20 protein-coding genes and 1 other RNA gene are annotated in these 22556 nt (G+C 64.0%); 18 read left to right on the top strand and 3 right to left on the bottom strand.

Annotation, left to right across the window (positions count from 1 at the left end; all coding sequences use genetic code 11):
- Positions 1–84: 84 nt before the first annotated feature.
- Together ACK56M_RS24385 and ACK56M_RS24380 are read right to left on the bottom strand one after the other, a co-directional pair.
- Positions 85–456 carry a YraN family protein gene (locus ACK56M_RS24385; protein ID WP_039613002.1) on the bottom strand — a complete coding sequence of 124 codons (372 nt, stop codon included), beginning with the start codon at positions 454–456 and terminating at the stop codon, positions 85–87.
- Complete coding sequence (locus ACK56M_RS24380) at positions 456–2273, bottom strand: penicillin-binding protein activator (protein ID WP_411959110.1); 1818 nt, start codon at positions 2271–2273, stop codon at positions 456–458. The genes ACK56M_RS24385 and ACK56M_RS24380 overlap by 1 nt, the downstream gene beginning before the upstream one ends.
- Before the next feature lie 267 nt (positions 2274–2540).
- Between ACK56M_RS24380 and rsmI the strand changes: the two genes are divergently transcribed.
- The 18 genes from rsmI to lpxC all read left to right on the top strand — a co-directional run bounded on the left by rsmI (position 2541) and on the right by lpxC (position 21879).
- Positions 2541–3335, top strand: a complete 795-nt coding sequence (gene rsmI, locus ACK56M_RS24375) for a 16S rRNA (cytidine(1402)-2'-O)-methyltransferase (protein ID WP_230384974.1) — start codon at positions 2541–2543, stop codon at positions 3333–3335.
- Between the two features lie 67 nt (positions 3336–3402).
- Positions 3403–3762, top strand: an RNA gene (rnpB, locus tag ACK56M_RS24370) — RNase P RNA component class A.
- A gap of 308 nt (positions 3763–4070) precedes the next feature.
- Positions 4071–4526, top strand: coding sequence for a division/cell wall cluster transcriptional repressor MraZ (gene mraZ, locus ACK56M_RS24365; protein WP_004575120.1), 456 nt, complete (start codon positions 4071–4073; stop codon positions 4524–4526).
- Positions 4523–5470 carry a 16S rRNA (cytosine(1402)-N(4))-methyltransferase RsmH gene (gene rsmH / locus ACK56M_RS24360; protein WP_015271715.1) on the top strand — a complete coding sequence of 316 codons (948 nt, stop codon included), beginning with the start codon at positions 4523–4525 and terminating at the stop codon, positions 5468–5470. The genes mraZ and rsmH overlap by 4 nt, the downstream gene beginning before the upstream one ends.
- Positions 5467–5760, top strand: a complete 294-nt coding sequence (gene ftsL, locus ACK56M_RS24355; protein ID WP_003260787.1) for a cell division protein FtsL — start codon at positions 5467–5469, stop codon at positions 5758–5760. The genes rsmH and ftsL overlap by 4 nt, the downstream gene beginning before the upstream one ends.
- The gene (locus tag ACK56M_RS24350) at positions 5760–7502 is read left to right on the top strand and encodes a peptidoglycan D,D-transpeptidase FtsI family protein (protein WP_161551483.1); all 1743 of its coding nucleotides are present in this window, start codon (positions 5760–5762) and stop codon (positions 7500–7502) included. The genes ftsL and ACK56M_RS24350 overlap by 1 nt, the downstream gene beginning before the upstream one ends.
- Complete coding sequence (murE, locus tag ACK56M_RS24345; RefSeq protein WP_170976258.1) at positions 7499–8989, top strand: UDP-N-acetylmuramoyl-L-alanyl-D-glutamate--2,6-diaminopimelate ligase; 1491 nt, start codon at positions 7499–7501, stop codon at positions 8987–8989. The genes ACK56M_RS24350 and murE overlap by 4 nt, the downstream gene beginning before the upstream one ends.
- Positions 8982–10349, top strand: coding sequence for a UDP-N-acetylmuramoyl-tripeptide--D-alanyl-D-alanine ligase (locus tag ACK56M_RS24340; protein ID WP_191472157.1), 1368 nt, complete (start codon positions 8982–8984; stop codon positions 10347–10349). The genes murE and ACK56M_RS24340 overlap by 8 nt, the downstream gene beginning before the upstream one ends.
- Positions 10349–11431, top strand: a complete 1083-nt coding sequence (gene mraY, locus ACK56M_RS24335; RefSeq protein WP_015271711.1) for a phospho-N-acetylmuramoyl-pentapeptide-transferase — start codon at positions 10349–10351, stop codon at positions 11429–11431. The genes ACK56M_RS24340 and mraY overlap by 1 nt, the downstream gene beginning before the upstream one ends.
- 6 nt (positions 11432–11437) lie before the next feature.
- Positions 11438–12784, top strand: coding sequence for a UDP-N-acetylmuramoyl-L-alanine--D-glutamate ligase (murD, locus tag ACK56M_RS24330; RefSeq protein ID WP_411959109.1), 1347 nt, complete (start codon positions 11438–11440; stop codon positions 12782–12784).
- Positions 12781–13995: a putative lipid II flippase FtsW gene (gene ftsW, locus ACK56M_RS24325; RefSeq protein WP_100412767.1), complete on the top strand. Its 1215-nt coding sequence runs from the start codon at positions 12781–12783 to the stop codon at positions 13993–13995. Before murD ends, ftsW begins: the two co-directional genes overlap by 4 nt.
- Complete coding sequence (murG, locus tag ACK56M_RS24320) at positions 13985–15064, top strand: undecaprenyldiphospho-muramoylpentapeptide beta-N-acetylglucosaminyltransferase (RefSeq protein ID WP_411959108.1); 1080 nt, start codon at positions 13985–13987, stop codon at positions 15062–15064. The genes ftsW and murG overlap by 11 nt, the downstream gene beginning before the upstream one ends.
- A complete protein-coding gene (murC, locus tag ACK56M_RS24315; RefSeq protein WP_013974110.1) occupies positions 15057–16505 on the top strand; it encodes a UDP-N-acetylmuramate--L-alanine ligase in 1449 nt (482 codons plus the stop codon). Before murG ends, murC begins: the two co-directional genes overlap by 8 nt.
- Complete coding sequence (locus ACK56M_RS24310; protein ID WP_015271707.1) at positions 16502–17458, top strand: D-alanine--D-alanine ligase; 957 nt, start codon at positions 16502–16504, stop codon at positions 17456–17458. Before murC ends, ACK56M_RS24310 begins: the two co-directional genes overlap by 4 nt.
- A gap of 4 nt (positions 17459–17462) precedes the next feature.
- On the top strand, positions 17463–18332 hold the full coding sequence (locus ACK56M_RS24305) for a cell division protein FtsQ/DivIB (RefSeq protein ID WP_012274056.1): 870 nt from the start codon (positions 17463–17465) through the stop codon (positions 18330–18332).
- Between the two features lie 14 nt (positions 18333–18346).
- Positions 18347–19603, top strand: coding sequence for a cell division protein FtsA (gene ftsA / locus ACK56M_RS24300; RefSeq protein ID WP_015271706.1), 1257 nt, complete (start codon positions 18347–18349; stop codon positions 19601–19603).
- A gap of 55 nt (positions 19604–19658) precedes the next feature.
- Complete coding sequence (ftsZ, locus tag ACK56M_RS24295) at positions 19659–20855, top strand: cell division protein FtsZ (protein ID WP_003260772.1); 1197 nt, start codon at positions 19659–19661, stop codon at positions 20853–20855.
- A gap of 112 nt (positions 20856–20967) precedes the next feature.
- Complete coding sequence (gene lpxC, locus ACK56M_RS24290; RefSeq protein WP_003260771.1) at positions 20968–21879, top strand: UDP-3-O-acyl-N-acetylglucosamine deacetylase; 912 nt, start codon at positions 20968–20970, stop codon at positions 21877–21879.
- 47 nt (positions 21880–21926) lie between these two features.
- Here lpxC and ACK56M_RS24285 read toward each other — a convergent pair whose 3' ends face one another.
- Positions 21927–22382 (bottom strand): DUF721 domain-containing protein, encoded by a 456-nt coding sequence (locus ACK56M_RS24285; RefSeq protein WP_015271705.1) that lies wholly within the window; start codon positions 22380–22382, stop codon positions 21927–21929.
- Between the last annotated feature and the right edge of the window lie 174 nt (positions 22383–22556).

Here is a 22556-nt window from a genome sequence, read left to right as displayed (position 1 = left end):
GGTGACCTTAAGTGGGGCGGTGGCCTTTGCTACGCGCAACAACGACCAGCCCGCGAAACATAGAGCAAAAAAATCGGAATGGGTTCAGCATTCGAAGGCGTTTTTCAGCCATTGAAGCGGTCTGCCTGCATGGTGGCTGCCCTGTAGGGCGACTACGTCGAAGCGGCAGGGGTGGTTGCCCCAGTGGGGCTCCTTCTGCAGGAACAGGCTGGCGGCGAGCACCAACCGTTTCTGCTTGCGCCCGTCGATACTGCCAAGGGCGCCACCGAAGCCCGCGTGCAACCGGTAGCGGACTTCGACGAATACTACTGTATCGGCGTCGAGCATGACCAGATCAAGCTCACCGCCTTTGCATCGCCAGTTGCGCGCCAGCAGTTGCAGGCCCTGCCCTTGAAGATATTCAAGGGCCTGGCTTTCCGCTGCCTGCCCGGCGCTGGTGGGCGACGCTGCTGCCATCAGCGAGGAGTGTCAGGCAGGCGCTGGACCTGGCCACCGACGAACTCGGCCCAAGGTAGCTGGCGCTCGACACGCTGGTTGGCGTTCATGCTCAGGCTGCCCGAAAGGCCCAGTACGCGGTTGTCCGGTAGTGCTTTCAGCTGGCCCAGGCGCGGCGCCAGGCTGTAGGCGTCGACGCCCATGGCATACAGGCGGCCCAGGCTGCCTGCCGCTTGCGGCCATTGCTGCACGACCTGCTGGCGCAGGCTGTTGCTGGTATCGAGCAGCCACGGGGTTTCGCAGAAGCGGATACCGTTCATGTCGTTGTACTGGTTGACGTCACCACTGGCGCTGTACAGGTTCGAGGTGGCGTAGACCGGTACGTCACCGGCGTACTGGAAGTTCAGGGTCGGCTTGATCTGCTGGGCCTGTTGCGGGGTCGAGGCGAGGAAGATGAAGTCGATGTCCTGGCGGCGCGACGGCTGCGCGGCGATGCTGCCACCTACCGTGCTCTGCAGGCTCTTGGCGCGGCCTTCGCTCTGGCGCAGCTGGAACAGGTCGGCAATCTGCTGGGCCAATGCGACCGGCTGGGCGATGCGTTCGGCGGCGAGCAGAGTGCCACCGTTGCCTTCCCAGTCCTGGCGGAAGGCGGCAAGCACACGATCGCCCCATTCGCCGCTCGGCACCAGGGCAACTGCGCGGACCATGCCATCGGCGCGGGCGCGACGGGCCACTTCACGGGCTTCGTCTTCGGCAGCGAGGCCGAACTGGAACAGCTGCGGTGGAGCCTTCTGGCCGGCGTCGGCGTAGTTCAGGGCCAGGGTGGTGATCGGCAGTTGTGGCTTGGCAGCCAGTTGCTTGACCAGCGGTTTTTCCAGCGGGCCGATGACCAGCTGTACGCCTGCGGCCTGGGCCTGGCGATAGAAGTCGTCGAGCGAGCCGATGCGCGAGCTGTCGAATACCTGCACGGCTGGCGCCTGCTGGCCGGCTTGCTGGGCCTGGAAGTGTGCAGCCATGAAACCGTCACGCAGGGCGCGGGCAACACCGGCAAGCGGGCCTTCCTGAGGCAGCAGCAGGGCAATTTTGGTCAGCGGTTGGCTGGCCAGCTCCTTGAGCTTGGTCAGAGCCAGCGGCAGTTGCTGGGCGGCCGGGTGGTCCGGGTGCTGCTTGACCCAGGCGTCGATCGCCGCTTGCTGCTGCTCCAGGGTGCCGGCGCTTTTTACCGCGAAGGCCAGGCTGGTCCAGCCGGCAAGGGTCTGGTCGTTGCCTGGCTGCTGCAGTTGCTCTGCCGGCAGCGAGGCGACCAGTGCCCAGATGGCGTCATTGTTGGCGCTGGCGGCCTGGCCGCTGAGCAGCGGGGCCAGCAGCACGCGCTGTTGCGCGGCGGCGAGGGCCTGGCCATCGGCTTCGAGGGCGGCCGCGTGCACGCTGTAGGTGCGCGCTTGCTGTTCTTCCGGCAGTTCGGCGACGCGCTGCAGGCTGGGGTGGGCCAGGGCAGCCAGGGCAGCCTTGGGCTGGTTGCGGCTCATGGCCAGCTCGGCTCCGAGGGTGCTGGCGAACACTTGCTGGGCCGGCTTGAGCGTGTCCAGCGGCACCTGCTCGAGGATGCGTGCGGCGCGTGGGAAGTCCTTCTGCCTGTAGGCCAGGTCGGCTGCGCTCAGGCGCAGCAGGGCGGCGTCTTCCGCGGACTTGCTGGAAGCAGCCTTTTCGAGCAGTTGCTCGATGCTGGCGTCCGGGGTGCGTGGCAGTTCGCCCAGGCTGGATGAGGGCGAGCTGGCGCAGGCTGCCAGCAAGGCAGCAAGGCAGAGGGCTGTGAACAGCCGCAGGCAAGCGATCATGTAAAGGTCCTGTTACTCGATCAAGGTGGCCGGCAATTGTACCCAAGCGCTGGCCGGGGCGCGATGTTGCCGTGTCGATCCTTCACTATAGGAGGCCTGCCATCGGTCGTCGGCGAAGTTCTTTGCGCCCTGTTGCAGGCGCTCGGGCTACAATGGCGCCTTTGATCCGAACGACAGGTGTGCGCAGTGACTGATGTGGCAGGGGCTTCGAAATCCACGGTGGGGACGCTGTATGTGGTCGCAACCCCTATCGGCAACCTCGACGACATGAGTGCCCGGGCGCTGAAGGTGCTGGCGGACGTGGCCCTGATCGCGGCGGAAGATACCCGTCATTCGATCCGTCTGCTGCAGCACTTCGGCATCGACACGCCGCTGGCGGCCTGCCATGAACACAACGAGCGTGACGAGGGCGGGCGTTTTCTCACCAAGCTGCTGGCGGGCGAGAATGTGGCGTTGGTTTCCGATGCCGGCACGCCGCTGATTTCCGATCCGGGGTACCACCTGGTGCGCCAGGCGCGTGCTGCGGGGGTAAATGTGGTCCCGGTGCCGGGCGCCTGCGCTCTGATCGCCGCGCTGTCGGCAGCCGGCCTGCCGTCGGACCGTTTCATCTTCGAAGGCTTCCTGCCGGCCAAGGCGGCGGGACGGCGGGCGCGCCTGGAGCAGGTAAAGGAAGAACCGCGCACGCTGATCTTCTACGAGGCCCCGCACCGTATCCTGGAATGCCTTGAAGACATGGAAGCGGTATTCGGTGGCGAGCGCCCGGCGTTGTTGGCGCGTGAACTGACCAAGACCTTCGAGACCCTCAAGGGCCTGCCCCTGGCCGAGCTTCGCGCCTTCGTTGCTGGTGACAGCAACCAGCAGCGCGGTGAGTGCGTGGTACTGGTTGGTGGCTGGAGTGCGCCGGAGGGCGAACAGGCGATCAGTGCCGAAGCGCAACGGGTGCTCGACCTGCTGCTGGCCGAGCTGCCACTCAAGCGGGCGGCGGCGCTGGCTGCGGAAATTACCGGGGTGCGCAAGAACCTGCTGTATCAACTTGCACTGGAAAAGCAGAAAGCCGAATAGTGGCATATTGATATAAATGCCGGTATTGCTTGTTCTTGGGCGCGCGTGCCGTTAATCTTGGCGGCGGAGAGTCGATCGGACAGTCGCTGCCTGCTTTTGTTCCGCAAAAGCAGGGGGAGGAAAGTCCGGGCTCCATAGGGCAGAGTGCCAGGTAACGCCTGGGAGGCGCGAGCCTACGGAAAGTGCCACAGAAAATAACCGCCTAAGCACTTCGGTGCCGGTAAGGGTGAAAAGGTGCGGTAAGAGCGCACCGCACGGCTGGCAACAGTTCGTGGCTAGGTAAACCCCACTCGGAGCAAGACCAAATAGGGTTCCATCAGGCGTGGCCCGCGTCGGAACCGGGTAGGTTGCTAGAGGCGTCCAGTGATGGCCGTCGTAGAGGAATGACTGTCCTCGACAAAACCCGGCTTACAGATCGACTCTCCACCTTTCCCTCCCTGCTTTATTCGATAGCAGATGCCCTCTGGTAATACCGAAAAAATCTTACTCTTAATGAATCACTTTAACTTCGAACTCCATTCGCCTGCGTGGGTTTGATTTTTCTCGTGTTTTTTTCTGCTCGGTAGTCCTTCCGCATTCCTTTATTGCGCTAAATCTCGGTCCTGTAAGGCTTTTCCTTCCGAACGTGCCTTGACGGTGCTGCGGGCGGATTCCTATAGTGTGCGCAAGTGGCAGAAAGTGGGATGAAGTGGGTTTTCTGGCACAAAAAAGCTAACATTGTGGGGAATCGCAGCCGTGTTCCGCGGAGCCAACGCCGTCAGCCTCGATGCCAAGGGCCGTCTCGCCATGCCGAGCCGGTACCGTGACGAGCTCGATTCGCGTTGCAATGGTCAGCTGATCGTGACCATCGACGCCGTTGACCCCTGCTTGTGTGTTTATCCCCTCGATGAGTGGGAACAGATAGAAGCCAAGTTGCGTGCCTTGCCATCGTTGCGTGAGGAAAACCGCCGCCTTCAGCGTTTGCTGATCGGTAACGCGGTTGACCTGGAGCTCGATGGCAGTGGGCGTTTCCTGGTACCGCCCCGTCTGCGTGAGTACGCCAAGCTCGACAAGAAGGCGATGCTGGTGGGGCAACTGAACAAATTCCAGCTGTGGGATGAAGATGCCTGGAACGCGGTTTCGGCAGCAGACCTTGCAGCTATTCAACAACCGGGTGCCATGCCCGACGAATTGCGTGACCTGATCCTGTGACCATAGATAGCGGCTTCAACCACATTACCGTCCTGCTCGACGAAGCTGTCGAGGCATTGGCCCTGCGCGCCGACGGTTGCTATCTGGACGGCACCTTTGGCCGTGGCGGGCACAGCCGGCTGATTCTCAGCAAGCTCGGGCCGCAAGGGCGGCTGCTGGGTTTCGACAAAGATCCACAGGCGATTGCCACGGGGCAAGCGCTGGCGGCCGAAGACGGCCGCTTTGTCATTGTGCAGCGCAGCTTTGCCGAGCTGGGCGCGGAAGTGGCCGAGCGTGGCCTGGATGGCAAGGTCAGCGGCGTATTGCTGGACTTGGGCGTTTCCTCGCCGCAGCTGGATGACCCCGAGCGGGGCTTCAGCTTCCTCAATGATGGCCCGCTCGACATGCGCATGAACCCGGACCAGGGCATCAGCGCCGCCGAGTTCATCGCCACTGCACCTGAAGAAGAAATAGCCCGTGTGTTCAAGGAGTACGGCGAAGAGCGTTTCGCCAAGCGCATGGCTCGCGCCGTGGTGCAACGCCGCGAACAGCAACCGTTCACCCGCACCGGCGACCTCGCCGAGGTGCTGAAGGTGGCCAACCCGGCCTGGGAGAAGGGCAAGAACCCGGCGACCCGCGCTTTCCAGGGCCTGCGTATTCACGTCAACAACGAATTGGGTGATCTCGAGGCAGGCCTGGAGGCCGCGATCGATGCGCTGGAAGTGGGCGGCCGCCTGGCAGTGATCAGCTTCCATTCGCTGGAAGACCGCATCGTCAAGCTGTTCATGCGCAGGCTGGCCAAGGGCGAGGCTGACAACCTGCCGCGCAACCTGCCGGTACAGCACAAGGTCTTCGAGCCGAAAATCAAGCTCATCGGCAAGGCTCAGTTCGCTTCCGACGCCGAGCTCAAGGCCAACCCGCGGGCGCGCAGCGCCGTTATGCGGGTGGCGGAGAAGCTGCGGTGAGCAGGCTGTTTGCCAAACCTTTGCCAGGCGGAAGCTTCCTGATGCTTCTGCTGTTCGTTGCCGTGCTGGTTTCGGCCATCGCCGTGTCCTACAGCGCGCACTGGAACCGTCAGTTGCTCAACACGCTGTACGGCGAATTGAACGAACGTGACAAGGCCCAGGCCGAATGGGGCCGGCTGATTCTCGAACAAAGCACCTGGACCGCCGCCAGTCGCATCGAGAACCTGGCTTCCGAGCAACTGAAGATGCGCGTACCTTCGGCTGACGAAGTGCGGATGGTGGCGCCATGATGAAGCTCGAAGGCGCACTCTACCCCTGGCGCTTCCGCGTGGTGATCGGCTTGCTGGCGCTGATGGTCGGTGCCATCTGCTGGCGCATCATCGACCTGCAGGTAGTCGACCGTGATTTCCTCAAGGGGCAGGGCGATGCGCGCAGCCTGCGTCACATCCCTATCCCGGCTCACCGCGGCCTGATCACCGACCGTAACGGTGAACCGTTGGCGGTCAGTACCCCGGTCACCACCCTGTGGGCCAACCCCAAGGAAATGCAGGCCTCCAAGGACCGCTGGCCGCAGCTGGCAGCAGCACTGGGGCAGAACCCGCAGCAGCTGACCGAGCGCCTGACCCAGCAGGCCAGCAAAGAGTTCATCTACCTGGTCCGCGGCCTGACCCCGGAGCAGGGCCAGCATGTGCTCGACCTGAAAGTGCCGGGCGTGTATGGCCTGGAAGAATTCCGCCGCTTCTACCCGGCCGGTGATGTCACCGCGCACATGGTCGGCTTCACCGACCTCGACGACCACGGTCGCGAAGGGGTGGAGCTGGCCTATGACGAATGGCTGGCTGGCGTACCCGGCAAGCGGCAGGTCATCAAGGACCGGCGCGGCCGGCTGATCAAGGACATCCAGGTAACCAAGAACGCCAAGGCCGGGAAGACCTTGGCGTTGTCGATAGACCTGCGCCTGCAGTACCTGGCCACCCGCGAGCTGCGCAACGCCATTGCCGAACAGGATGCCAAGGCCGGCAGCCTGGTGATCATGGACGTCAAGACCGGTGAGGTCCTGGCCATGGTCAACCAGCCGACCTACAACCCCAACAACCGCCGCAGCATGTTCCCGGCCGCCATGCGTAACCGCGCGATCATCGACGTGTTCGAGCCGGGCTCCACGGTCAAGCCGATCTCCATGAGTGCGGCACTGGAAAGTGGCCGCTGGAAGCCGACCGACAAGGTCGAGGTGTACCCGGGCAGCCTGCAAATTGGTCGCTACACCATCAAGGACGTGTCCAGGAGCGAAGGCCCGATCCTCGACCTGACCGGTATCCTGATCAACTCCAGTAACGTCGGCATGAGCAAGATCGCCTTCGACATCGGCGGCGAGGCCATCTACCGGGTCATGTCCCAGGTCGGCCTGGGTCAGTACACCGGCCTTGGCTTCCCCGGCGAGCGCGTCGGCAACCTGCCCAACCATCGCGAGTGGCGCAAGGCCGAGACTGCGACCCTGTCCTATGGCTATGGCGTGTCGGTGACCGCCCTGCAGCTGGTGCATGCATACGCGGCGCTGGCCAACGACGGCAAGATGGTGCCGCTGTCGATCCTCAAGGTCGACAAGGCCCCGGAAGCGGTGCAGGCCATTCCGAAGGAAACCGCCGAAACCATTCAGGGCATGCTGCAGCAGGTGATCGAAGCGCCGCGCGGGGTGTTCCGTGCCCAGGTTCCGTTCTACCACGTGGCCGGCAAGTCAGGTACCGCCCGTAAGGCCACCGTCGGTTCCAAGGGCTACACCGAAAACGCCTACCGCTCGCTGTTCGCCGGCTTCGGGCCGATGAGCGACCCGCGCTATGCCATCGTCGTGGTAATCGATGAGCCTGGCAAGGGCGGTTACTTCGGTGGCCTGGTTTCGGCACCGGTGTTCAGCAAGGTCATGTCCGGCACTCTGCGCCTGATGAACGTTCCGCCAGACAACCTGCCTCCACCGGCACCTGTAGAACAATCGCAAGTCAATGCTGCTGCAACCGCCAAGGGAGGGCGTGGATGATGACAATGCCATTGAGCAAGCTTTTCGCTCACGCCAGCCGTGACCCGTTGATCCGTGAACTGACGCTGGACAGCCGCAATGTGCGTCCGGGTGATCTGTTCCTGGCTGTTCCGGGCGCCAAGGTCGATGGCCGCGAGCATATCGCCGATGCCCTGGCGCGTGGCGCTGCCGCTGTAGCCTATGAAGAGCAGGGCACGAGCGTCCTGCCAATCACCGATGTGCCGCTCATCCCGGTCAAGGGCCTGATCGCCCAGCTTTCGGATATCGCAGGTCGCTTCTATGGCGAACCGAGCCGCCAGCTGAACCTCGTGGGCGTTACCGGTACCAACGGCAAGACCAGCGTCACCCAGCTGGTGGCCCAGGCGCTGGACTTGCTTGGCCAGCGTTGCGGCCTGATCGGCACCCTGGGTACCGGCTTCTATGGTGAGCTGCAGAGTGGTCGCCTGACCACGCCCGACCCGATCGCCGTACAGTCGACCCTCAACGACCTCAAGAAAGGTGGCGCCAAGGCCGTGGCCATGGAGGTTTCCTCCCACGCCCTGGAGCAGGGCCGGGTCGCCGCTCTGGAATTCGACATCGCGGTCATGACCAACCTGTCCCGCGACCACCTGGACTACCACGGCAGCATGGAGGCCTACGAGGCCGCCAAGGCCAAGCTGTTCGCCTGGCCGAGCCTGCGTTGCCAGGTGGTCAACCTGGATGACGATTTCGGCCGTCGCCTGGCCGCCGATTTTGCCCGCCGCCCGAGTGTCGACCATATCGAGACCCGGTTGCTCAGCTACAGCCTGGAGAACCCGGAGGCCTCGCTGTACTGCCGTGAAGCCGTGTTCAATGACGATGGCGTGCGCGCCACCCTGGTCACCGCCCAAGGCGAACGTACCCTGCGCAGCCAGTTGCTGGGCCGCTTCAACCTGAGCAACATGCTCGCCGCCGTGGCGACCCTGTTGGCGCTGGACTACGCGCTGGACGAAATCCTCAAGGTCACCCCGCAGCTGCAGGGGCCGATCGGCCGCATGCAGCGCCTGGGTGGGGGCGACAAGCCGCTGGTGGTGGTCGACTATGCGCACACCCCGGACGCCCTGGAGAAAGTGCTCGAAGCCCTGCGCCCGCATGCGCACGGCAAGCTGCTGTGCCTGTTCGGCTGCGGCGGCGACCGAGACCGCGGCAAGCGTCCGCTGATGGCCGAAGTGGCCGAGCGCCTGGCCGACCGCGTGCTGGTAACTGACGACAACCCGCGTACTGAAGACCCGCTGCGCATCTTTGACGACATCCGCCCGGGTTTCGCCAAGCCTGCCGAGGTCGAGTTCGTTGCCGGTCGTGGCGAAGCCATTGCGCACCTGATCGCCACCGCCGCTGCCGACGATGTGATCGTGCTGGCCGGCAAGGGGCACGAGGATTACCAGGAGATCAATGGCGAGCGCCATGATTTCTCCGATTTGACCGAGGCCGAAAAGGCACTTGCAGCCTGGGAGGCTCCACATGCTTAAGCCGATGTCACTCAGCCAGCTGACCAAAGCGCTGGGTGGTCAACAAGTCGGTGCCGACGCCACCTTCACCGGCGTCAGCATAGACAGCCGCAGTGTTGGCGCCGGGCAACTGTTCGTGGCCCTGGCCGGCCCGCGCTTCGATGGCCACGACTACCTGGCCGATGTGAAGGCCAAGGGCGCTGTCGCTGCCCTGGTCGAGCGTGAAGTGGCCGATGTCGACCTGCCGCAGCTGCTGGTCGCCGATTGCCGCCTGGCCCTCGGCCAGCTTGGCGCGCTGAACCGTGCTGCATTCGACAAACCGGTGGTGGCCATCACCGGTTCCAGCGGCAAGACCACGGTCAAGGAGATGCTCGCCAGCATCCTGCGCACCCGTGGCCTGGTGCACGCCACCCGCGGCAACCTGAACAACGACCTCGGCGCGCCGCTGACCCTGCTGGAGATCGCTCCCGAGCACAGCGCCGCGGTGATCGAGCTGGGCGCCTCGCGCATTGGCGAGATCCGCTACACCGTCGGCCTGACCCGGCCCCAGGTGGTCATCATCAACAACGCCGGCACCGCCCACGTTGGCGAGTTCGGCGGCCCGGAAAAGATCGTCGAAGCCAAGGGCGAGATTCTCGAAGGCCTGGGCGAGGGCGGTATCGCCATCCTCAACCTGGACGACAAGGCCTTTGATATATGGAAGGCACGTGCCGGCGCGCACAAAGTCTTCAGCTTTGCCCGCAACAATCCAAAGGCCGATTTCCATGCCTCTGACATCGGCCGCGATGCCCGTGGTTGCCCTTCGTTCAAGCTGCATGGCGCTGGCGACACGGTAGACGTGCAACTCAATGTGCTCGGTGAGCACAACGTCAGCAATGCCCTGGCCGCCGCTGCCGCTGCCCATGCCGTTGGTCTGAGCCTGAGCGGCATCGCCGCAGGCCTGGCTGCCGTGCAACCGGTCAAGGGCCGTACCGTGGCGCAGATCGCGCCGAGCGGCGTGCGGGTGATCGACGACAGTTACAACGCAAATCCCACCTCCATGTGCGCGGCCATTGATATACTCGCCGGCTTTTCCGGGCGCACCGTCTTGGTGCTTGGGGATATCGGCGAACTGGGGCAATGGGCGGAAGAAGGCCACCGTCAGGTGGGTGACTACGCGCGTGGCAAGGTCGACGCCCTGTACGCAGTGGGTTCCAACATGACACACGCGGTCAAGGCATTCGGAGCCAATGGCCGCCATTTCGCTACTCAAGCTGAGCTGATCGACGCGGTTGGCGCCGAGAATGCCAGCGACACCACTATCTTGATCAAGGGCTCGCGCAGTGCTGCGATGGAAAACGTCGTGGCGGCATTGTGCGGTGCCAGCGGGGAGAAACATTAATGCTGCTGCTGTTGGCCGAGTATCTGCAACAGTTCCACAAAGGCTTCGCGGTCTTCCAGTACCTGTCCCTGCGCGGGATTCTGGGTGTGCTGACCGCGTTGTCCCTGGCGCTGTGGCTGGGGCCGTGGATGATCCGTACCCTGCAAATCCGCCAGATCGGCCAGGCCGTGCGTAACGACGGCCCGCAATCGCACCTGTCCAAGTCCGGCACCCCGACCATGGGTGGGGCGCTGATCCTGTCCGCCATCGCCGTCAGCACGCTGCTGTGGGCCGACCTGACCAACCGCTATGTGTGGGTGGTGCTGATCGTTACCCTGGCATTCGGTGCCATCGGCTGGGTCGATGACTACCGCAAGGTGATCGAAAAGAACTCGCGTGGCCTGCCAAGCCGCTGGAAGTACTTCTGGCAGTCGGTGTTCGGCCTGGCTGCAGCCGTCTTCCTGTACAAGACCGCGCCGACCAGCGTCGAAACCACGCTGATCCTGCCGTTCATCAAGGATGTCACCATTCCGCTGGGCATCGGCTTCGTCGTGCTGACCTACTTCGTCATTGTCGGTTCGAGCAACGCGGTCAACCTCACTGACGGCCTCGACGGCCTGGCGATCATGCCGACGGTGATGGTCGGCGGCGCCCTGGGCATCTTCTGCTACCTGTCGGGCAACGTTAAGTTCGCCGAATACCTGCTGATCCCCTATGTGCCGGGCTCGGGCGAGCTGATCGTGTTCTGCGGCGCGCTGATCGGTGCCGGCCTGGGCTTCCTGTGGTTCAACACCTACCCGGCGCAGGTATTCATGGGTGACGTCGGCGCGCTGGCGCTGGGCGCCGCGCTCGGCACCATCGCCGTGATCGTTCGCCAGGAAATCGTGCTGTTCATCATGGGCGGCGTGTTCGTCATGGAAACCCTGTCGGTGGTGATCCAGGTTGCCTCCTTCAAGCTGACCGGCAAGCGCGTGTTCCGCATGGCGCCGATCCACCACCACTTTGAACTCAAGGGCTGGCCAGAGCCACGGGTGATCGTCCGCTTCTGGATCATCACCGTGATCCTGGTGCTGATCGGCCTTGCAACCCTGAAACTGAGGTAGATGAGCGTGTCCTTGATCGCTTCCGACCAATTCCGCATCGTTGTCGGCCTCGGCAAGAGCGGCATGTCCCTGGTTCGCTTCCTGGCGAGCCGGGGCATTGCCTTTGCGGTCGCCGACACCCGCGAGCAACCGCCGGAACTGGACACCCTGCGCCGTGATTACCCGCAGGTGGAAGTGCGCTGTGGTGAACTGGACGTGGACTTCCTGTGCCGCGCCAACGAGCTGTATGTCAGCCCCGGCCTGGCCCTTGCCACCCCGGCCCTGCAGCAGGCGGCCGCGCGTGGGGTGAAGTTGTCCGGTGACATCGAACTGTTCGCCCGCCACGCCAAGGCCCCGATCATTGCCATCAGCGGCTCCAACGCCAAGAGCACCGTCACCACCCTGGTGGGCGAAATGGCCGCCAAGGCGGGCAAGCGCGTGGCGGTGGGCGGCAACCTCGGTACCCCGGCGCTGGACCTGTTGGCCGATGATGTCGAGCTGTACGTGCTGGAACTGTCCAGCTTCCAGCTGGAAACCACCGATCAGCTCAACGCCGAAGTGGCCACCGTCCTGAACATCAGCGAAGACCATATGGACCGCTACAGCGGCCTGCCGGCTTACCACCTGGCCAAGCACCGGATCTTCCGTGGTGCCCGCCAGGTCGTGGTCAACCGCCAGGATGCCCTGTCCCGGCCGCTGCCGGTGGAAGGCCGCCCATGCTGGACCTTCGGTCTCAACCAACCGGATTTCAAGGCCTTCGGCCTGCGTGAAGTGGACGGCGAAAAATACCTGGCGTTCGAGTTCCAGGCGCTGATGCCGGCACGTGAGCTGAAGATTCGTGGCGCCCACAATCAGAGCAACGCCCTGGCGGCTCTGGCTCTGGGGCACGCTGCCGGCCTGCCGTTCGAACCGATGCTCGAGGCACTGCGCGAGTTCGGCGGCCTGGCCCACCGTTGCCAGTGGGTGCGCGAGCGCAACGGCGTGAACTGGTACGACGATTCCAAGGCCACCAACGTCGGTGCTGCCCTGGCCGCGATCGAAGGCCTGGGTTCCGACATCGAAGGCAAACTGGTGCTGATCGCCGGTGGCGACGGCAAGGGCGCCGACTTCGCCGCGTTGCGCGAGCCGGTCAAGCGCTTCTGCCGCGCCGTGGTGCTGCTTGGCCGTGATGCCGAGCGCCTGGTCGAAGCCCTGGGCGATGGCGTGCAACTGGTCCGCGTGAAGTCTCTCGACGAGGCTGTACAGCAATGCGCCGAACTGGCCCGGCCGGGTGATGCCGTGCTGCTGTCGCCGGCGTGTGCCAGCCTCGACATGTTCAAGAACTTCGAAGAGCGCGGGCGCCTGTTCGCCCAGGCAGCGGGAGGCCTTGCATGATCTTTGGCATCCTCAAGCCCTATCCGTCGCCGCTGATCAGCGGCCGTGGCATCGACCTGGACTTCGCGATGCTCGCCGGCTGCCTGGCTTTGCTGGGCCTGGGCCTGGTGATGATCACCTCGGCGTCCTCGGAAGTGGCTGCGGTGCAGTCTGGCAACCCGCTTTACCACATGTTCCGCCACTTGGTGTACGTGTTCCTCGGCCTGGTCGCCTGTGGCGCCACCATGCTGGTGCCGATCGCCACCTGGCAGCGCATGGGCTTCCTGATGCTGCTGGGGGCCTTCGGCCTGCTGGTGCTGGTGCTGGTGCCGGGCATCGGCCGCGAAGTGAACGGTTCCATGCGCTGGATCGGCTTCAGCTTCTTCAACGTGCAGCCTTCGGAAATTGCCAAGGTGTTCGTGGTCATCTACCTGGCCGGCTACCTGGTGCGCCGGCAGACCGAGGTACGCGAAACCTGGATGGGCTTCTTCAAGCCATTCATCGTGCTGCTGCCCATGGCTGCCCTGCTGCTGATGGAGCCGGACTTCGGTGCCACCGTGGTGATGATGGGCGCGGCGGCGGCCATGCTGTTCCTCGGCGGGGTGGGGCTGTTCCGCTTCAGCCTGATGGTGGTGTTGGCGGTCGTTGCGGTGTTCGTCCTGGTACAGGCGCAGCCTTACCGTATGGCGCGCCTGATTACCTTTACCGACCCGTGGTCCGACCAGTTCGGCTCGGGCTACCAGCTGACCCAGGCGCTGATTGCCTTCGGCCGTGGCGAGTGGTTCGGCGTTGGTCTGGGCAACAGCGTGCAGAAGCAGTTCTACCTGCCTGAAGCGCACACCGACTTCGTGTTCTCGGTACTGGCCGAAGAACTTGGCGTGGTCGGCTCGCTGCTGACTATTGCTCTGTTCGTATTCGTGACTGTGCGTGCCCTGTATATCGGCCTGTGGGCGGAAAAAGCCAAACAGTTCTTTGCCGCTTATGTTGCGTTCGGCCTGGCCTTCCTGTGGATCGGCCAGTTCCTGATCAACATCGGTGTGAACGTCGGCCTGCTGCCGACCAAGGGCCTGACCCTGCCGTTCCTCAGCTACGGGGGCAGCTCGCTGGTGATCTGCTGTGCCTGCGTGGGCCTGTTGCTGCGCATCGAGTGGGAAAGCCGTACGCACCTGGGTAGTGAGGAGCACGAATTCAGCGAAAGCGATTTTGCCGAGGAGACCAATTATGGCCGCTGACGGCAGGAACGTACTGATCATGGCGGGCGGAACCGGGGGCCACGTGTTCCCGGCCCTGGCCTGCGCTCGTGAATTCCAGGCGCGCGGTTACAGCGTGCACTGGCTGGGCACCCCGCGTGGCATCGAGAACGAACTGGTGCCCCAGGCCGGCCTGCCGTTGCATCTGATCCAGGTCAGCGGCCTTCGCGGCAAGGGCAAGCTGTCGTTGCTCAAGGCGCCGTTCACCCTGGTCAAGGCCGTGCTGCAGGCGCGGCGTATCGTGCGTGAGCTCAAGCCGGTATGCGTGGTCGGCTTCGGTGGCTATGTGACCGGCCCAGGCGGCGTGGCCGCACGCCTGTGCGGCGTACCGCTGGTGATCCACGAGCAGAACGCGCGCGCCGGTACTACCAACCGCCTGCTGCTGCCGCTGGCTGCGCGTGTTTGCGAAGCCTTCCCGGCCACCTTCGCCGCCAGCGACAAACTGCGCACCACCGGCAACCCGGTGCGCCCGGAGCTGTTCATGGACGCCCTGCGCGCGCCGCTGGCCGAGCGCCGTGCGCGCCTGCTGGTGATGGGCGGCAGCCTGGGGGCGGAACCATTGAACAAATTGTTGCCTAATGCCCTGTCCGAAGTGCCCCCCGCGCTGCGGCCAGAGGTATTCCACCAGGCCGGCAAGCAACACGCGCCAGCCACCGCCGAGCGTTATCGCGAGGCGGGCGTCGAGGCTCAGGTAGAGCCCTTCATCAAGGACATGGCCCAAGCCTATGGCTGGGCCGACATTGTGGTGTGCCGGGCCGGCGCCTTGACCGTCAGTGAGCTGGCGGCAGCGGGCCTGCCTTCGATGCTGGTGCCATTGCCCCATGCGATCGACGACCACCAGACCCACAACGCCCAATATCTGGCCCGGGAAGGCGCTGCCTTCCTGATGCCACAAGCGACAACTGGCGCAGCGCAGCTCGCTGAACGCCTGAACGAGGTGCTGATGCAACCCGAGAAACTCAACGTCATGGCAGGCACCGCACGGCGCCTGGCCAAACCTGCCGCAACCAGCACCGTGGTCGATATCTGCCTGGAGGTGGCCCATGGTTGAAAGCCAGAAAGCCATGCCCCAGCCAAAGATGGGCCGTATCCGCCGTATCCACTTCGTCGGTATCGGCGGCGTGGGCATGTGCGGCATTGCCGAAGTGTTGCTGAACCTGGGCTATGAAGTGTCCGGTTCCGACCTGAAGGCTTCGCCGGTCACCGAGCGTCTGGAGTCGTTCGGCGCCGAGATCTTCGTCGGCCACCGTGCCGAGAACGCCGCCACCGCCGATGTGCTGGTGGTGTCCAGCGCCATCAACCCGGCCAACCCGGAAGTCGCCACCGCTCTCGAGCGGCGCATTCCGGTGGTGCCGCGTGCCGAGATGCTCGCCGAGCTGATGCGCTATCGCCATGGCGTGGCCGTTGCCGGCACCCACGGCAAGACCACCACCACCAGCCTGCTGGCCTCGGTGTTCGCCGCTGGCGGCCTGGACCCGACCTTCGTCATCGGTGGCCGCCTGACCGCTGCCGGCACCAATGCCCAGCTGGGTACCAGCCGCTACCTGATTGCCGAAGCGGACGAGAGCGATGCGAGCTTCCTGCACCTGCAGCCGATGGTGGCCGTGGTCACCAACATCGACGCCGACCACATGGCGACCTACGAAGGTGACTTCAACAAGTTGAAGAAAACCTTTGTCGAATTCCTGCACAACCTGCCGTTCTACGGCCTGGCCGTGATGTGCCTGGACGACCCGGTGGTGCGCGAGATCCTGCCACAGGTCAAGCGCCCGACCGTGACCTATGGCTTCAGCGACGAGGCCGACATCCGCGCCATCAACGTGCGCCAGATGGGCATGCAGACCCACTTCACCGTGCTGCGTCGTGATCGCGAGCCGCTGGAGGTGTCGGTGAACATGCCCGGCAACCACAACGTGCTCAATGCCTTGGCCACCATCGCCATCGCCACCGACGAAGGCATCACCGACGAAGCCATTGTCCAGGGCCTGTCCGGCTTCCAGGGCGTCGGCCGCCGCTTCCAGGTGTACGGCGAACTGCCGGTCGAAGGCGGCAGCGTGATGCTGGTCGACGACTACGGCCACCACCCGACCGAAGTGGCTGCGGTGATCCAGGCCGTGCGCGGCGGTTGGCCAAGCCGTCGCCTGGTGATCGTCTACCAGCCGCACCGCTACAGCCGTACCCGCGACCTGTACGACGATTTCGTCCAGGTGCTTGGCGATGCCAACGTGCTGCTGCTGATGGAGGTCTACCCGGCCGGCGAAGAGCCGATCCCCGGCGCCGACAGCCGCCAGCTGTGCCACAGCATCCGCCAGCGCGGCAAGCTGGACCCGATCTACATCGAGCGTGGCGTCGACCTGGCGCCGCTGGTCAAGCCACTGCTGCGCGCTGGCGACATCCTGATCTGCCAGGGTGCCGGTGATGTCGGCGGCCTGGCCCCTCAATTGATGAAAAGCCCGCTGTTCGCTGGCGCCAAGCAGGAGAAGTCGAAATGACCAGCGCCTACGACAAGCTGCACTCGACCCTGGACGTCAAGGCGTTCGGCCGCGTCGCGGTGCTGTACGGCGGCAAGAGCGCCGAGCGCGAAGTGTCGCTCAAGTCCGGTGCCGCAGTGATCGACGCGCTGACCACCGCCGGTGTCGACGTGGTCGCCATCGACGTGGGTGACGACCTGCTCGACCGCCTGCAAAGCGAGAAGATCGACCGCGCCTTCATCATCCTCCACGGCCGTGGCGGTGAAGACGGCAGCATGCAAGGCCTGCTCGAGTGCCTGGGCATTCCCTATACCGGCAGTGGCATCCTTGCCTCGGCACTGGCCATGGACAAGCTGCGCACCAAGCAAGTGTGGCAGAGCCTGGGCATTCCGACCCCGCGCCACGCGGTGCTGGCGAGCGAAAGCGATTGTTTGCAGGCCAGTACGGAACTGGGCTTCCCGCTTATCGTCAAACCCGCCCATGAAGGCTCCAGCATCGGCATGGCCAAGGTGAACAGCGCCCAGGAACTGGTCGCCGCCTGGCAGGATGCCGCCCGATACGATTCCCAGGTACTGGTGGAGCAGTGGATCCACGGGCCGGAGTTCACCGTCGCGGTATTGCGCGGCCAGGTACTGCCGCCGATCGCCCTGGGTACGCCGCACGTGTTCTACGACTACGACGCCAAGTACATCGCCAACGATACCCAGTACCGCATTCCCTGCGGCCTGGACAGCGTCAAGGAACAGGAACTGATCGACCTGACCGCGCGTGCCTGCGATGCCATCGGCATCGAAGGCTGGGGGCGGCTGGACGTGATGCAGGACGAGCAGGGCCGGTTCTGGCTGCTCGAAGTCAACACCGCACCCGGCATGACCGACCATAGCCTGGTGCCCATGGCGGCCCGCGCGGCCGGCCTGGACTTCCAGCAACTGGTGCTGGCGATCCTGGCCGAGAGCGTGGCGACGCGAGGTTAAAACCATGCAAGGCGCGATGATACGTCAGCAGCAACCCGTTACCGGCCGTAGCAAGCCGGTGCCGCGTGGTGCCAGCCGGCTGGTGGCCGACGAGCCCGTATCGGCGCGCCTGCCGCGGCCAAGCCTGGGTGGTCTCAAGCGCCTGCTGTGGCCGGTGCTGCTGGTGGCGGCCGGGTTTGGCGCCTACGAGGGCGCCATTCGCCTGATGCCGTATGCGGACCGGCCGATCACCAAGATCGACGTGCAGGGCGACCTCAGCTACATCAGCCAGCAGTCGGTGCAGCAGCGTATCGCGCCCTATGTGGCAGCGAGCTTCTTCAGTGTCGACCTGCCGGCGATGCGCGCAGAGCTCGAGCAGATGCCGTGGATCGCCCACGCCGAAGTGCGCCGGGTGTGGCCCGACGAGGTGGTGATCCGCCTGGAAGAGCAGTTGCCGGTAGCGCGCTGGGGTGACGAAGCCTTGCTCAACAACCAGGGCCAGGCCTTCACCCCGCGCGAACTGGCCAACTACGAGCACCTGCCGCAGCTGGCCGGGCCGCAGCGTGCTCAGCAACAAGTCATGCAGCAGTATCAGGTATTGAGCCAGATGCTGCGCCCCCTGGGCTTTTCCATCGCTCGCCTGGAGCTGCGCGAGCGAGGCAGCTGGTTCCTGACCACGGGCGCGAGCAGCGCCGGGCCGGGCATCGAGCTGCTGCTGGGGCGCGACCATCTGGTGGAGAAGATGCGCCGTTTCATTGCCATTTACGACAAGACACTCAAAGACCAGATCACCACTATCGCCCGCATTGATCTGCGTTACTCCAACGGACTTGCCGTTGGTTGGCGGGAACCGATTGCACCGACGACGGCCCAACCCGCCGTTGCGAAGAATTAGAGAGAGGCAGGACCATGGCAAACGCGCATAGCGGCAAAATGATCGTCGGGCTGGACATCGGCACCTCCAAGGTGGTGGCGCTGGTGGGTGAAGTGGGCGAGGACGGCACCCTGGAAATCGTCGGGATCGGTACTCATCCGTCCCGCGGCCTGAAAAAAGGCGTGGTGGTGAACATCGAGTCCACCGTGCAGTCGATCCAGCGCGCCGTGGAAGAAGCGCAGTTGATGGCCGGCTGCCGCATCCACTCGGCCTTCGTCGGCGTGGCCGGCAACCACATCCGCAGCCTGAACTCCCACGGCATCGTCGCCATCCGCGACCGCGAGGTCAGCCTGGCCGACCTGGAGCGCGTACTCGACGCCGCCCAGGCCGTTGCCATCCCGGCCGACCAGCGCGTGCTGCACACCCTGCCGCAGGACTACGTGATCGACAACCAGGAAGGCGTGCGCGAGCCGCTGGGCATGTCTGGCGTACGTCTGGAAGCCAAGGTCCACGTGGTCACCTGCGCGGTCAACGCGGCGCAGAACATCGAGAAGTGCGTACGCCGTTGCGGCCTGGAAATCGACGACATCATCCTCGAGCAGCTGGCCTCGGCCTACTCGGTGCTGACCGACGATGAAAAAGAGCTGGGCGTGTGCCTGGTGGACATCGGCGGTGGCACTACCGACATCGCCATCTTCACCGAGGGCGCGATCCGTCACACCGCGGTGATCCCGATTGCCGGCGACCAGGTGACCAACGACATCGCCATGGCGCTGCGTACTCCGACCCAGTACGCCGAAGAAATCAAGATCCGCTACGCCTGCGCCTTGGCCAAACTGGCTGGCGCCGGCGAGACCATCAAGGTGCCGAGCGTGGGCGATCGCCCACCGCGCGAGCTGTCGCGCCAGGCCCTGGCCGAGGTGGTGGAGCCACGTTACGACGAGCTCTTCACCCTGATCCAGGCCGAACTGCGCCGCAGTGGCTACGAGGACCTGGTGCCGGCCGGCATCGTTCTCACCGGCGGCACCGCGAAGATGGAAGGCGCCGTGGAACTGGCCGAGGAAATCTTCCACATGCCGGTACGCCTGGGCGTACCGCACAGCGTTCGGGGGCTCAGCGACGTGGTTCGCAACCCGATCTATTCCACCGGCGTGGGCTTGCTCACCTACGGCCTGCAGAAGCAGACCGAAGACCTGCCCCTGACCGGTAACAGCAGCAACAACAGCTATGGCGATGAACCGAAGGCTCCAGTGCTTGAACGCTTCAAGCGCTGGGTCCAGGGCAATTTCTAAGTTTCAAAGCAGTAGTGGTAGGCGCGACAACTAGAGAACTGTAAGGAGAGGGAAAATGTTCGAGCTCGTAGACAACGTCCCGCAAAGCCCGGTCATCAAAGTGATCGGTGTTGGCGGTGGTGGCGGCAACGCCGTCAACCACATGGTCAAGAGCAGCATCGAAGGCGTGGAATTCATCTGCGCCAACACCGATGCCCAGGCGCTGAAGAACATCGGCGCGCGCACCATCCTGCAATTGGGTACTGGTGTGACCAAGGGCCTGGGTGCCGGTGCCAATCCGGAAGTCGGCCGTCAGGCCGCGCTGGAAGACCGTGAGCGCATCGCTGAAGTGCTGCAGGGTACCAACATGGTGTTCATCACCACTGGCATGGGTGGCGGTACCGGTACCGGTGCAGCGCCGATCATCGCCGAAGTGGCCAAGGAAATGGGCATTCTCACCGTTGCCGTGGTGACCCGTCCGTTCCCGTTCGAAGGCCGCAAGCGCATGCAGATCGCCGATGAAGGCATCCGCATGCTGGCCGAAAGCGTCGACTCGTTGATCACCATCCCCAACGAGAAGCTGCTGACCATCCTGGGCAAGGATGCCAGCCTGCTGTCTGCCTTCGCCAAGGCCGACGACGTACTGGCCGGTGCCGTGCGCGGTATCTCCGATATCATCAAGCGCCCGGGCATGATCAACGTCGACTTCGCCGACGTGCGTACCGTGATGGGTGAAATGGGCATGGCCATGATGGGTACTGGCTGTGCCAGCGGTCCGAACCGTGCGCGTGAAGCCACCGAGGCAGCGATCCGCAACCCGCTGCTGGAAGACGTCAACCTGCAGGGCGCCCGCGGCATCCTGGTGAACATCACTGCAGGCCCTGACCTGTCGCTGGGTGAGTACTCCGATGTGGGTAGCATCATCGAAGCCTTCGCCTCCGACCACGCCATGGTCAAGGTCGGCACCGTGATCGACCCGGACATGCGTGACGAGCTGCACGTGACCGTGGTGGCTACTGGCCTGGGCGCGCGCATCGAGAAGCCTGTGAAGGTGGTCGACAACACCCTGCAGACTGCCCAGCAGGTGTACGAGGCCTCCAACCCGGCGCCGGTTCGCCAAGAGCAGCCTGCGGTCAACTACCGTGACCTGGAGCGCCCGACCGTAATGCGCAACCAGGCTCATGCAGGTGCTGCTGCAGCCGCTAAACTGAACCCTCAGGATGACCTGGACTACCTCGATATCCCGGCATTTCTGCGTCGTCAGGCTGATTAATGGAATTTATCAGGGGTATAAAGGTGATTGGTATTCATCAAAGGTTGGGTCTGTTATCATCCCCAGCCTTTGTTGATACCTGTTCGCAATTTGCGCTGAAGCGGCCAATGCCATGATTAAACAACGCACCCTGAAGAATACCATCCGTGCCACAGGTGTCGGTCTGCACTCCGGGGAGAAGGTTTACCTGACCCTCAAGCCTGCACCTGTTGACACCGGCATCGTCTTCCGCCGCGCCGACCTCGACCCTGTGGTCGAAATCCCGGCGCGCGCGGCCAACGTCGGCGAGACAACCATGTCGACGACGCTGGTCAACGGTGACGTCAAGGTCGATACGGTCGAGCACCTGCTCTCCGCCATGGCGGGCCTGGGCATCGATAACGCCTACGTCGAGCTCTCCGCCTCGGAAGTGCCGATCATGGATGGCAGCGCCGGACCCTTTGTATTTCTGATTCAGTCTGCCGGCCTGGAAGAACAGGACGCAGCCAAGAAGTTCATCCGCATCCTGCGTGAGGTAACCGTGGAAGAGGGCGACAAGCGCGCCACTTTCCTGCCTTTCGACGGCTTCAAGGTGAGCTTCGAGATCGACTTCGATCATCCGGTCCTCAAGGGCCAGACCCAGAGTGCGGTCGTCGACTTCTCCAGCACCTCGTTCGTGAAGGAAGTCAGCCGCGCCCGTACCTTCGGCTTCATGCGTGACATCGAGTACCTGCGCAAGCACAACCTTGCGCTGGGTGGCAGTGTCGAGAACGCCATCGTGGTCGACGAGACCGGTGTGCTCAACGAAGACGGCCTTCGTTCCGATGACGAATTCGTCAAGCACAAGATCCTCGACGCCATTGGCGACCTTTATCTGCTGGGCAACAGCCTGATCGGCGAGTTCAAGGGCTACAAGTCCGGCCACGCGCTGAACAACCAGCTGTTGCGCAAGCTGATTGCCGAAACCGATGCCTGGGAAGTGGTCACCTTCGAAGATGCCAGCACGGCACCGATCTCGTACATGCGCCCTGTTGCGGCCGTGTAAGTTCGAACACTCTCTAGTTCATTAAGGCCACCTTCGGGTGGCCTTTTTTATGGCTTGTCCCGGGCGTGGGCGGCCAATCGTTCCAGTGCTGCGCGCAGCTTGGGGTCAGTGATGCCCTCGGCGGTATCGCGCAGGCTCTCGGCTGCGTTATTGGACAGTTCTGCGGCATTGCCGCCACGCTTGGCTGGCACCAGCGGGGGCTGGACCTTGTACAGGATGCGCCTGAGGTTGGCGAATGCCTCCATGGCCTGTAATGCAGAGATCAAGCGTTTCTGCTGATAGCGCAGGCGGGTTGCCCAATGGCCGTCGGTCACCACCAGCAACAATGTGCCATCGCGCCACGACGCCACATGGCAGTGCTCGCGGGCGGCCGGTTGCAGCTGGCTTTCCAGCAGGCGCTGCAGGTGCTCCAGGCGTTCGGCCTGGTTCAGCAGCAGGCGCAGCGGGCGGACCTGGCGGAGCAGGGCCGAGGGCGGCTGGGCGGGGGAGGGTTTGTAGGCCATGGGTATGTGCATGAGGTTACAAGATCGGCAGTTTAACACCTCTTGTAGCCTGTGCCGGCCTCTTCGCGGGCTTGCCCGCTCCCACAGGTATTACGCAACACTTGAGACCTGTGGTGATCTTGTGGGAGCGGGCAAGCCCGCGAAGAGGCCGACACAGGCAACCAAGGACAAGAC

The sequence above is a fragment of the Pseudomonas sp. s4 genome (genome assembly GCF_046764235.1).
GTDB classification, from domain to species: Bacteria; Pseudomonadota; Gammaproteobacteria; order Pseudomonadales; family Pseudomonadaceae; genus Aquipseudomonas; species Aquipseudomonas asiatica.
This window is presented reverse-complemented; position numbering and strand designations above follow the sequence as displayed.